The sequence below is a fragment of the Pseudomonas nunensis genome (genome assembly GCF_024296925.1).
Taxonomy (GTDB): domain Bacteria; phylum Pseudomonadota; class Gammaproteobacteria; order Pseudomonadales; family Pseudomonadaceae; genus Aquipseudomonas; species Aquipseudomonas nunensis.
In genome coordinates this window covers 386973-398558 of record NZ_CP101125.1, presented here as the reverse complement: position 1 = coordinate 398558, position 11586 = coordinate 386973, and the positions used below count along the sequence as shown (strand labels likewise).

Below are 11586 nucleotides of genomic sequence, written 5' to 3'. Positions count from 1 at the left end.
TGTGTTAGACGGAGATCCACTGTGGGAGCGGGCTTGCTCGCGAAAGCGGTCTATCAGGCCCTACGATTCAAGGGCTGTAATACCCGACAGCCACCAGAAAATGCCCGACCTTTTTCAGGTACGCATGCTTATCCTCAACCTTCCCGGTCACCGGATTCTTCCAGCGATAGGCGTATTCACCCTGATCCTGCTTGGCGATCAACGCCAAAATCGGTTCGCCCACGGGCTTGCCTTCCGGGTCGTTGATCTTGCTGAAGTCGGTATTGATCAGCCGCAGATTGGTGCCATGGGCAACGTAGCGCTGGTTATCCAGGTCCACCACGAACACATACAGATCGTCCTGCAAGTACCCGCCCTTGAGGGAGTTGATCGCCGTCAGCGTGCCCTTCTCGTCCTTGCCCAAGTCGATAGCCGCTTTATTCAGCAAGGCCATTGCCTGTTCCGCCGAGGCCCGGGGCACGTAGTAACCGACCGCCAGAATCCGCTGGCCGATGCGCTGATAGAACACATGCTTGCGTTCGACCTTGCCGTCGGCCCAGTTCTGCCAACGGTATTCGGCCTGTTGGATGCCGTTGCCTTCCGGCACCTTCAAGGCGTCCTTGAAGGCTTTCTGCATATCCGGCGGCAGCATCTCGGACACATCCCGCCCGATCAACGCCGAGGACGGCCCACCGCTGGCGAGCATTACGCCTTTGGTATCGACCACAAACACGTAACGGTCCTTGTCGACAAATTCGCCCTGACGGCTGAACGCCGCGAAGGCCTTGTCGCCGTTGTCGTGGTAGTACGCCAGGGCTTTCTCCAGCAAGGCCCGGGCGGCCTGACTGTCATCCTTAGGCGCCGTGGCCGCCTGAACCTGGCCCAGGCTCAGCAACAGCATCCCCACCAGCCAGGCCATCTTGTGCACAAACCCCATAGCGCATCCCTCGTTCTTGTTGATGTTTCAAGAGCGTAGACGGGTTGGGGATATGTATGGGTATTCAGGAATCACAGGTTAGAGACAATGCATCGGGCTCTTGTGGCGAGGGAGCTTGCTCCCGCTGGAGTGCGAAGCGCTCCCCAGCAGTGGACCAGACACACCGCGCTCTCAGGTTTTGCGACTGCTGCGCAGCCGAGCGGGAGCAAGCTCCCTCGCCACAGAAGCCCGCCCGCCATAAGAGTGGTATGCCGGGCTATTTCGCCCGGGCGTTGATCTGTTGTTGCAGGTTCTGGATCTGCGCTTGCAGGGTGTTGAGGTTGCGCGTGGTCTGGGCGCGGAAGGCGTCGAACTCGGCGGTGTTGGCGGCGCTTGGGGCGACGGCGGCCGGGCGGTTGTCCTGCTCGCTTTTGAGCACAACGATTTCCTGTTCCAGGCGATCAATCGCCGCTGTCGGATTGCCCTGTTTCTTCAGCGCCGCGATATCAGCGTTGAGGTTTTTCAGCTCGGCGTCGACTTTGCTGGTGTCAGCCGGCGCGCTTTTCAGGGCCGTCAGCTCATCACTCAGGGTTTTGACCTGAGTCTGCAACTGCGTATTGGCCGCAGTTTGCGCGGTGGTTTGCGCAGTCATCTGGGCCAGGCGCTTGTCCAGTTCGCTGGTCTGACCGACCACGCCCAGCTGGGCCTGGCTCTGATCCTGAAGTTTGCTTTCCAGTTGCTTGATCTGCAGTTTCAGCGCTTCGCTGTCGCTGCTGACGTTGGACTGACTGGCGACTACCTTGCCCGAAATGTCCTGCAAGCGCCCCGCTGCTTCCTCACTGATCCGCGCGAAACTTTCCTGGGTCGCCACCAGTTGCTGCTCCATCAGCGAAATCTGCTGGAAGCTCCACCAGGCCAGGCCCGCGAACGCGAAGAACAAGGCGCCGACCAATGCCCACAACGGGCCGGTGCTGGCGCTTTTGACTTTAACCACGGGCACAGGCCGCGAATGCACGGTGGTGCGCACGGTCGGCGGGAAATCATCGTCATCGAGGGGGTCGGCACGCAGGCTCGGTACATCGTCGAAGTCGTCGTTGGCATCATTACGCATGGACATTGAGGCAACCTTTGTGAAACTCGGTAATGGCTTGATGCGGCGAAGTATACCCCCCACAGCCGCATGGGTTGACCCTCAACCCTGCACTCGGTTCAGTGTCGGGACAGCTCCGGCGCCACTTAACGAATGTCCTGCGCCTTCCACCAGCCGCAGAACTCATCAAGGGCGGTCCACAGACTGACTTTCGGATCGTAGTCCAGATAATGCCGGGCGCGGCTGATGTCCAACGTGAAATTTTTGTTCATCACTTGCATGCCCAGGCGCGACAGCGTCGGCTCGGGACGCCCCGGCCAGAGTTTGCACACACCTTCATTGAGCGCCGCAACGCTGTAGGCCAAGCCGTAGGAACGGTAGCGCGTGACCTGTGGGACGTCCATTTTGCGCATCACGTAATTGACCACATCCCACAACGGCACCGGCGCGCCGTTGCTGATGTTGTAGGCCTTGCCCAGCGCCGAACCGCTGGCCAGCAAACTGCTGAGCAACGCTTCGTTGAGGTTTTGCATGCTGGTGAAATCGACCTTGTTCAGGCCGTTGCCGACAATCGCCAGACGTCCCTTGCGCTGCATCTTCAACAGGCGCGGGAAGATGCTCATGTCGCCGGCGCCAGTGACGAAACGCGGACGCAGGGCAATGGTTTCGAGACCGAACTCTTGGGCGCCGAAGACCTTCTGCTCGGCGAGGTATTTGGTCGCCGCGTAGTGATGCTTGAAGCGCTTGGGCACCTGCTCTTCGGTCAGGCCCAAATGATCGCGGCCATCGAAGTAGATCGACGGCGACGACAAATGCACCAGACGCCGAACCCGCTGCTTTAAACAGGCCTCGACCACGTTTTCGGTGACCTGGACGTTGCCCAGGTGAAAGTCCTGATAACGCCCCCACAAACCGACGGCGCCGGCGCAATGCACCACAGCGTCAACGTCCGAGCACAGGCCGCGTACCAATTCCGGGTCGCTCAAGTCACCCTGGATAAATTCGGCGCCTCGGCGCACCAGGTGCTCGACACTTTCGGCCCGGCGACCGTTGACCCGTACGTCCAGGCCCTGCTCCAGGGCGAAACGCGCAAAGCGCCCGCCAATGAAGCCGCTTGCGCCGGTGACCAGAATTTTCATTTAGAGCTCCGATGTCTTTCGTTTTGCGTAATGCGTGAGTCTTGACGCTGCCCGTCAGTCCAACGGCACCAGCCATTGCTTCGACGAACGTACCAATTGGTCAGTGAGTAAACCCAAAAGCTGACCGCCATTGCGCCAATGATGCCAGTACAGCGGCACATCGATTGGCTTATCTGGCAAAAGCTCCACTAAAACACCGCGTTGCAGTTGCTCGCGCACCTGCAACTCCGGCACCAGTCCCCAGCCGAGCCCGGCTTCCGTGAGGCGGATAAAGCCTTCGGACGATGGGCACAAATGGTGCTCGAAACCGCCGTCCACGCCCAAGGACGCGAGGTAGCGATGCTGCAGGAAATCGTCCGGGCCAAACACCAGCGCCGGGGTGCGCGGCAACAATTCGGCACGCACGCCTTGGGGGAAATGCCGGGCAACGAATGCCGGACTGGCCAGCGCCCGATAACGCATGGCGCCCAACAACACGCTGCGGGCACCGGCCACCGGGCGTTCGCTGGCACACAGACACGCCGCTACTTCCCCGGCGCGCATGCGTTTGAGGCCCACGGTCTGGTCCTCAACGACCAAGTCCATCAGCAAATGTTGCTCGGCGCAAAAATCCCCCACCGCATCGGCCCACCAAGTGGCGAGGCTGTCGGCGTTGAGGGCAATGCGCAGGCGCTCCGGCAGGCCCTCTTCATCCAGCGCCGGCACCAGGGTCAGCAAATCCCGCTCGAGCAGGCGCACCTGCTGCACATGGTTGAGCAATCGCCGACCGATCTCAGTCGGCGCTGGCGGCGTCGCCCGCACCAACACCGGTTGGCCAATCCGCGCTTCCAGCAATTTGATGCGCTGGGAGATCGCCGATTGCGACAAACCCAGCACCTGGGCGGCACGTTCGAATCCGGTCTGCTCGACCACGGCGGCCAAGGCAGAAAGCAATTTATAGTCGAACATCAGTTTTCCTAATGAGCGATCAGCACTATTGGTTTTTCTTATACAGCTTCGCGCCGGAGAATGGCCAGCAAGAACTCTTGAACAAGGAATACCAACATGGCTGGCGAAACTTCATTGGCGACCCTGCTGCGCAGCATGAGCCCGCAACTCAACGCCGGCGAATTCGTGTTTTGCACCCTGCCCGATGGCGCACTGCCGGCAGGTCTGGAAATCATCGGCAGCTTTCGCGAGCAGGAGGGCCTGACGGTCATTCTGGAAAAATCCCACGCCGAAAGAGCCGGTTTCAGCTTCGACTACGTCGCCGCGTGGATCACCTTGAACGTGCACTCCGCCCTCGAAGCCGTGGGCCTGACCGCCGCGTTCGCCTCGGCGCTCGGAAAAGCCGGGATCAGTTGCAACGTGATTGCCGGCTACTACCACGACCATTTGTTCGTCGGTCAGGTCGACGCCGAACGCGCCATGCAAGTGCTGCGGGACCTGGCAGCCAACGCGGAGTAGAACCTTATGTGGCAAAGCTATGTAAACGGCCTGTTGGTCGCGGCGGGGCTGATCATGGCGATCGGCACCCAGAACGCATTTGTGCTGGCGCAAAGTCTGCGCCGCGAACATCACTTGCCGGTGGCGGCACTGTGCGTCGTTTGCGATGCGCTGCTGGTAGCCGCAGGCGTGTTCGGTCTGGCGACGGTGCTGGCGCATAACCCCACGCTGCTGGCAGTGGCGCGTTGGGGCGGCGCGGTATTCCTGATTTGGTACGGCAGCCAGGCGCTGCGTCGGGCCTGCTCGAAACAAAGCCTTGATCAGGGCGAAAACCAGACCGTGCGTTCGCTGCGGGCGGTGCTGCTCAGTGCCTTGGCGGTAACGCTGCTGAACCCGCATGTTTATCTGGATACGGTGTTGCTGATCGGCTCCCTCGGTGCACAACAGACCGAACCGGGCGCCTATGTGGTCGGCGCGGCGAGTGCTTCATTATTATGGTTTTTCACCCTGGCCCTCGGCGCCGCATGGCTGGCCCCGTGGCTCGCACGGCCAAGCACCTGGCGGATTCTCGACTTGTTGGTGGCCGTAATGATGTTCACCGTAGCAGCCCAACTGATCACCAGTGCGTGATTTATTCCAAAAGGCTCTGGAACCTCTATTCCACACAGTTGTTGCGTGGTTATGCCGCACCCCCGGTGCTATGATCCGGTTCGATGCGCCGCAAAGAGTACAAACTCCCCGGCGCTTGTCTGGCCGCCCGTGATCGGCCTTGCGCTCACCGCAACTGACCTGATTAGGAGAATCATCATGGCTTTCGAATTGCCGCCGCTGCCCTACGCACACGATGCCCTGCAGCCGCACATTTCCAAGGAAACACTGGAATACCACCACGACAAGCACCACAACACCTACGTCGTGAACCTGAACAACCTGGTGCCAGGCACCGAGTTCGAAGGCAAGACCCTGGAAGAGATCGTCAAATCTTCTTCGGGCGGTATCTTCAACAACGCCGCTCAGGTCTGGAACCACACCTTCTACTGGAACTGCCTGGCACCAAACGCCGGCGGTCAACCTACCGGCGCCCTGGCTGAAGCCATCAACGCTTCGTTCGGTTCGTTCGACAAGTTCAAAGAAGAATTCAGCAAAACCTCGATCGGCACCTTCGGTTCCGGCTGGGGCTGGCTGGTGAAAAAGGCTGACGGTTCCCTGGCCCTGGCCAGCACCATCGGCGCCGGCAACCCGCTGACCAACGGCGACACCCCGCTGCTGACCTGCGACGTCTGGGAACACGCTTACTACATCGACTACCGCAACGTTCGCCCGAAGTATGTCGAAGCGTTCTGGAACCTGGTCAACTGGAAATTCGTGGCTGAGCAGTTCGAAGGCAAAACCTTCACCGCTTAAGATCGATGCCCAAGAAAAACCCGGCTTATGTCGGGTTTTTTTATGGGCGTTGGAAAAGTTTCTCCTATCAGATCGCCGTCGCAATCAACGACACCGCTGTACCTGTGGGAGCGAGCTTGCTCGCGATAGCGGTTTGTCTGTTGCAGAGATGTTGAATGTGAGGCCGCCATCGCGAGCAAGCTCGCTCCCACAGGGGGAACACCTAATCCTGCGGATCGACAATATCCAACGCCCGGTTAACGGCCAGTTGCGCCAGCATGACCACCTGCGCAATCGCCATTGCCGTACTGCGCTGGGAGCCGCTCAGGTAGGTGGCAAAATCACTGGCCAGGACATTCGCCGAGGCTAACGATTCACAGGCGTGGGCCAGGAGGGATTCGATGTTCTTATCCAGGGAGACATTGAACATGGAGTCGGGTTTGTAGGGTGGGTCTGGGATTAATTTATCCAAGGGAATGCCTATGACGTTGAGTACCAATCCCTTGCCGTTTCTCACGCGACAAAGAGGTGGCAGCTATGTGCGAGGTGAGAAACCGGTCATAGACACCCGGCCAGACCGAAGTCTGCCCGCACACAGCCGCCATAACGCATATGCAGCCGATAAACTGGCGGCAATTATGCGGATACTGGCACTGGATGACTATGACTTGCCGGGTTCTCACACCCGATCGCTGAGTTTTCAGCGACACCCAAAAGGTTATTCATCCCGCTTCCTACGGGCAACCTGAAAACCTCGTGGGAAAGGTCCGGTTTTTTCACACATGTTTAAACAGACCTATTCGTTGCCTGCGCGGACGCCTTCGCGAGCAGGCTCGCTCCCACAAATTGATCGAGGGCATTCGGGAGAGGTTGGTCGTCTGTCAGGACGCCTTCGCGGGCAAGCCATGCTCCTACAGAAGCAAAAGCAGAGCGGCATGCACCGCCCCGCTCCTCACCACTCAAGGCCGAGCGTTAGCTCGCCTGTAGCTCTTGATCTTGCCCTACCCGCCCCTTTCGGGAGGCTGAGTGGAGGTGTTCATCTGGGGGGCAGGCGCGCAGCGCCGTTCGACGAAGTCGAACACATCGAGAGGAGGTCGAAGCGAAGCCGACCGTAGGCGATGCCCCCAGATGAATACCGGAACGAAGGCACGCCGAGCCTAAGCGAGGGGCCGGACGCCAGGGGCAAGACCTTTGGTTCCTTTGGGGCGTTTGCCAAAGGGACTCGCCGTAAGGGCGAAACCGCCAGCCGCCATAACCGCAGCAACGGATATACCCCCCAAACCACCCAAAACATGGTCGGCCCAGAGGCCGCCAAGCCCCAAGCGACCAATCGCAATTTCCTACAATGAAACAAGACAAGAGCGCCTTGCCCCCAAGCCACAGCGGACTAACATCAACCTAAAGGAAAAATACTCCCGAACCTCCTCAAGTTGAAGGCCAAAACTACCGACACAGTACAAATAGGACAAACACTCAAAATCCCAGCATATTGGCCAAGCTACAGGCAAAATCCCCTGAGCTGAATTGTCCCTTTGACTGCCATCACGGGATTGCCAATACTCATGGCAACTTGATGCTACCCGCACGGAACAAGGAATAACCCTTTGAAGCTGGAACTCAAGAACAGCTTGTCGGTGAAGTTGCTCCGGGTCGTGCTCCTGTCGGCATTGATCGTCGGCGTGGTCTTGAGCTGCGCGCAGATCGTTTTCGATGCCTATAAAACACGCCAGGCCGTGGCCGGTGATGCCCAGCGCATCCTCGACATGTTCCGCGACCCCTCGACCCAGGCCGTCTACAGCCTGGACCGGGAGATGGGCATGCAAGTGATCGAAGGCCTGTTCCAGGATGACGCCGTGCGCCAGGCCTCCATTGGCCACCCCAATGAAGCCATGCTCGCGCAGAAATCCCGCGAGCTGCAGCATTCCAACAGCCGCTGGCTGACCGACCTGATTCTGGGTCAGGAACGCACCTTCACCACCCAACTGGTGGGTCGCGGGCCCTACAGCGAATATTATGGAGACCTGAGCATCACCCTCGACACCGCCACTTATGGCCAGGGTTTCATCGTCAGCTCGGTAATCATCTTTATTTCCGGGGTGCTGCGCGCCCTCGCCATGGGCCTGGTGCTGTACCTGGTTTACCACTGGCTGCTGACCAAGCCGCTGTCGCGGATCATCGAGCACCTGACCGAAATCAACCCCGACCGCCCCAGCGAACACAAGATTCCGCAGCTCAAGGGCCACGAAAAGAACGAACTGGGGATCTGGATCAACACCGCCAACCAGTTGCTCGAGTCCATCGAGCGCAACACGCATCTGCGCCACGAAGCGGAAAACAGCCTGCTGCGCATGGCCCAGTACGACTTCCTCACTGGCCTGCCGAACCGCCAGCAATTGCAGCAGCAACTGGACAAGATCCTGGTGGACGCTGGCAAATTGCAGCGCCGGGTCGCGGTGCTGGTCGTGGGCCTCGATGACTTCAAGGGCATCAACGAACAATTCAGCTACCAGACCGGCGACCAATTGCTGCTGGCCCTGGCCGATCGCCTGCGGGCCCACAGTGGTCGCCTCGGCGCCCTCGCCCGCCTCGGTGGCGACCAGTTCGCGCTGGTCCAGGCCGACATCGAACAACCCTACGAAGCGGCTGAACTGGCCCAAAGCATTCTCGATGACCTGGAAGCGGCGTTTGCCCTCGATCATCAGGAAATCCGCCTGCGCGCCACCATCGGCATCACCCTGTTCCCCGAGGACGGTGACAGCACCGAGAAGTTGCTGCAAAAAGCCGAGCAGACCATGACCCTGGCCAAGACTCGCTCGCGCAACCGGTATCAGTTTTATATTGCCAGCGTCGACAGCGAAATGCGCCGCCGCCGCGAACTGGAAAAAGACCTGCGTGATGCGCTGATCCGCGACCAGTTCTACCTCGTCTACCAACCACAGATCAGCTACCGCGATCATCGGGTGGTGGGCGTCGAGGCGTTGATTCGCTGGCAGCACCCCGAACACGGATTGGTGCCGCCGGACCTGTTTATTCCGCTGGCCGAGCAGAACGGCACCATCATTGCCATTGGCGAGTGGGTGCTGGATCAGGCCTGCAAGCAATTGCGCGACTGGCATGACCAGGGTTTTGCCGACCTGCGCATGGCGGTGAACCTGTCGACTGTGCAACTGCACCACGCCGAGTTGCCGCGAGTGGTCAACAACCTGTTACAGATCTACCGCCTGCCGCCGCGCAGCCTGGAGCTGGAAGTCACCGAAACCGGCCTGATGGAAGACATCAGCACCGCCGCCCAGCATTTGCTGAGCCTGCGTCGCTCCGGCGCGCTGATCGCCATCGACGACTTCGGCACCGGTTATTCGTCGCTGAGTTATCTGAAAAGCCTGCCGCTGGACAAGATCAAGATCGACAAGAGCTTCGTCCAGGACCTGCTGGATGACGACGACGATGCGACCATCGTTCGCGCGATCATCCAGTTGGGCAAGAGCCTGGGCATGCAGGTAATTGCCGAAGGCGTAGAAACCGCCGAGCAAGAGGCCTACATCATTTCCGAAGGCTGCCACGAAGGTCAGGGTTACCACTACAGCAAACCGCTGCCAGCGCGTGAGTTGAGCGCTTATCTAAAGCAGGCCCAGCGCAGTAACGCGGCCATCCTCTAACGGCCCTTTGTAGCAGCTGGCGCAGCCTGCGTTCGGCGGCGAAGCCGTCGTAAAATCAGGCGCCTCGGTGCATCAGGCAGACCGCAGCGTCTAAATTTACGACGGCTGCGCCGCCGAACGCAGGCTGCGCCAGCTGCTACAGGGCTGCGATCTTTTGATCCACAGCACCCTCACCCGCTAAATACGAAATATTTCCAAGCACAACCCTTTACACATAATGCGAAAGATTTGCATTATGTCGCAGTTTTGCGCGCCCCTGGCGCCATTCCACCCCCTATCGAAGCAGGATGTTCGCCATGATTCGTATGCCTCTGGCTACCGCCAGTCTGTTGGCCATCGCTATTTCCCTCGCCGGTTGCGGTGAAGGCAAAGACAAGACCGCCGCTGCGCCAACGCCTGCGCCGGCCGCCAGCACCACCGCTGCGGCCCCGGCTGCTGCGCCAGCCGCCGCCGGTAAAGTCGACGAAGCCGCCGCCAAAGCCGTGGTCGCGCATTACGCCGACATGGTCTTCGCCGTTTACAGCGATGCCGAATCTACTGCGAAAACCCTGCAAACCGCCGTCGACGCCTTCCTCGCCAAGCCGAACGCCGACACCCTGAAAGCCGCCAAGGCTGCCTGGGTCGCTGCTCGCGTTCCTTACCTGCAGAGCGAAGTGTTCCGCTTCGGCAACACCATCATCGACGACTGGGAAGGTCAGGTGAACGCCTGGCCACTGGACGAAGGCCTGATCGACTACGTCGACAAATCCTACGAACACGCACTGGGTAACCCGGGCGCTACCGCCAACATCATCGCCAACACCGAAGTCCAGGTCGGCGAAGACAAGGTCGATGTCAAAGAAATCACCCCGGAAAAACTCGCCAGCCTGAACGAGCTGGGCGGTGCTGAAGCCAACGTCGCCACCGGCTACCACGCCATCGAATTCCTGCTGTGGGGCCAGGACCTGAACGGCACCGGCCCAGGCGCCGGCAACCGTCCTGCTTCCGACTACCTGGAAGGCAAAGGCGCAACGGGCGGTCACAACGATCGTCGCCGTGCCTACCTGAAGTCCGTGACCCAACTGCTGGTCAGCGACCTGGAAGAAATGGTCGGTAACTGGAAGCCGAACGTGGCCGACAACTACCGCGCCACCCTGGAAGCCGAGCCTGGTGAAACCGGCCTGCGCAAAATGCTGTTCGGCATGGGCAGCCTGTCCCTGGGCGAACTGGCGGGCGAGCGCATGAAGGTTTCCCTGGAGGCCAACTCCCCGGAAGACGAACAGGATTGCTTCAGCGACAACACCCACAACTCGCACTTCTACGATGCCAAAGGCGTGCGTAACGTGTACCTGGGCGAATACACCCGCGTCGACGGCACCAAAATGACCGGCGCGAGCCTGTCGTCCCTGGTGGCCAAGGCCGACCCGGCTGCCGACACCGCCCTGAAAGCTGATCTGGCCGCGACCGAAGCCAAGATCCAGGTCATGGTCGATCACGCCAACAAGGGTGAGCACTACGACCAACTGATCGCCGCCGGCAACACCGCGGGCAACCAGATCGTACGTGACGCCATCGCGTCCCTGGTCAAGCAGACCGGTTCGATCGAAGCGGCCGCTGGCAAACTGGGCATCAGCGACCTGAACCCGGACAACGCTGATCACGAATTCTGATCAACGCTGGCTGAGTGACAAAAAAGGCGACCTTCGGGTCGCCTTTTTCATACCCGCCTGAACACGGTCCCCTGTAGGAGCGGGCTTGCTCGCGAAAGCGGTGTATCAGTCACCAAAAATGTTGGATGTGATGCCGTCTTCGCGAGCAAGCCCGCTCCCACAGGGTATTGATGGCGGCCACAAATCCGGGCTTCACACGAGACAAAATGTGGGAGCGAGCTTGCTCGCGATAGCGGTCGCACATTCAACATCAATGTCGACTGTGATGACCCCATCGCGAGCAAGCTCGCTCCCACATTGGATTGCATTCCCACAGGTGAATTGTGGTGGGCAGGAAAATTATGTCCCA

At 59.8% G+C, this 11586-nt stretch carries 10 protein-coding genes; 5 read left to right on the top strand and 5 right to left on the bottom strand.

Annotation, left to right across the window (positions count from 1 at the left end; all coding sequences use genetic code 11):
* Positions 1 to 67: 67 nt before the first annotated feature.
* The 4 genes from NK667_RS01860 to NK667_RS01845 form a co-directional block, all read right to left on the bottom strand.
* Positions 68 to 916: a cache domain-containing protein gene (locus NK667_RS01860; protein ID WP_054613690.1), complete on the bottom strand. Its 849-nt coding sequence runs from the start codon at positions 914 to 916 to the stop codon at positions 68 to 70.
* Positions 917 to 1172: 256 nt separating this feature from the next.
* Positions 1173 to 2012 carry a hypothetical protein gene (locus NK667_RS01855; protein ID WP_054045123.1) on the bottom strand — a complete coding sequence of 280 codons (840 nt, stop codon included), beginning with the start codon at positions 2010 to 2012 and terminating at the stop codon, positions 1173 to 1175.
* Positions 2013 to 2131: 119 nt separating this feature from the next.
* A complete protein-coding gene (locus tag NK667_RS01850; RefSeq protein ID WP_054045126.1) occupies positions 2132 to 3124 on the bottom strand; it encodes an NAD-dependent epimerase/dehydratase family protein in 993 nt (330 codons plus the stop codon).
* Between the two features lie 54 nt (positions 3125 to 3178).
* Positions 3179 to 4072 (bottom strand): LysR family transcriptional regulator ArgP, encoded by an 894-nt coding sequence (locus tag NK667_RS01845; RefSeq protein WP_054613689.1) that lies wholly within the window; start codon positions 4070 to 4072, stop codon positions 3179 to 3181.
* 96 nt (positions 4073 to 4168) lie between these two features.
* On the opposite strand from NK667_RS01845, the gene NK667_RS01840 reads away from it, so the two are divergent.
* From NK667_RS01840 to NK667_RS01830, 3 genes are all read left to right on the top strand, one after another.
* On the top strand, positions 4169 to 4570 hold the full coding sequence (locus NK667_RS01840) for an ACT domain-containing protein (protein WP_054613688.1): 402 nt from the start codon (positions 4169 to 4171) through the stop codon (positions 4568 to 4570).
* A 6-nt stretch (positions 4571 to 4576) separates the two neighbouring features.
* On the top strand, positions 4577 to 5179 hold the full coding sequence (locus NK667_RS01835; RefSeq protein ID WP_054613687.1) for a LysE/ArgO family amino acid transporter: 603 nt from the start codon (positions 4577 to 4579) through the stop codon (positions 5177 to 5179).
* Between the two features lie 177 nt (positions 5180 to 5356).
* Positions 5357 to 5953 (top strand): superoxide dismutase, encoded by a 597-nt coding sequence (locus tag NK667_RS01830; RefSeq protein WP_008034365.1) that lies wholly within the window; start codon positions 5357 to 5359, stop codon positions 5951 to 5953.
* A gap of 202 nt (positions 5954 to 6155) precedes the next feature.
* Here the strand turns inward: NK667_RS01830 and NK667_RS01825 are convergent, their stop codons facing one another.
* Entirely contained in the window at positions 6156 to 6404 is a 249-nt protein-coding gene (locus tag NK667_RS01825; protein WP_054045773.1) for a DUF6124 family protein, read from the bottom strand.
* A gap of 1132 nt (positions 6405 to 7536) precedes the next feature.
* Between NK667_RS01825 and NK667_RS01820 the strand changes: the two genes are divergently transcribed.
* Together NK667_RS01820 and NK667_RS01815 are read left to right on the top strand one after the other, a co-directional pair.
* Entirely contained in the window at positions 7537 to 9588 is a 2052-nt protein-coding gene (locus NK667_RS01820) for a putative bifunctional diguanylate cyclase/phosphodiesterase (RefSeq protein ID WP_054045139.1), read from the top strand.
* Positions 9589 to 9884: 296 nt separating this feature from the next.
* Complete coding sequence (locus NK667_RS01815) at positions 9885 to 11237, top strand: imelysin family protein (RefSeq protein WP_054614067.1); 1353 nt, start codon at positions 9885 to 9887, stop codon at positions 11235 to 11237.
* Positions 11238 to 11586 lie beyond the last annotated feature (349 nt).

Bases quoted from the DNA above. Each gene is read 5' to 3' on its own strand.
- NK667_RS01860 (WP_054613690.1), bottom strand. From the start codon at position 916: ATGGGGTTTGTGCACAAGATGGCCTGGCTGGTGGGGATGCTGTTGCTG.
- NK667_RS01855 (WP_054045123.1), bottom strand. From the start codon at position 2,012: ATGTCCATGCGTAATGATGCCAACGACGACTTCGACGATGTACCGAGC.
- NK667_RS01850 (WP_054045126.1), bottom strand. From the start codon at position 3,124: ATGAAAATTCTGGTCACCGGCGCAAGCGGCTTCATTGGCGGGCGCTTT.
- NK667_RS01845 (WP_054613689.1), bottom strand. From the start codon at position 4,072: ATGTTCGACTATAAATTGCTTTCTGCCTTGGCCGCCGTGGTCGAGCAG.
- NK667_RS01840 (WP_054613688.1), top strand. From the start codon at position 4,169: ATGGCTGGCGAAACTTCATTGGCGACCCTGCTGCGCAGCATGAGCCCG.
- NK667_RS01835 (WP_054613687.1), top strand. From the start codon at position 4,577: ATGTGGCAAAGCTATGTAAACGGCCTGTTGGTCGCGGCGGGGCTGATC.
- NK667_RS01830 (WP_008034365.1), top strand. From the start codon at position 5,357: ATGGCTTTCGAATTGCCGCCGCTGCCCTACGCACACGATGCCCTGCAG.
- NK667_RS01815 (WP_054614067.1), top strand. From the start codon at position 9,885: ATGATTCGTATGCCTCTGGCTACCGCCAGTCTGTTGGCCATCGCTATT.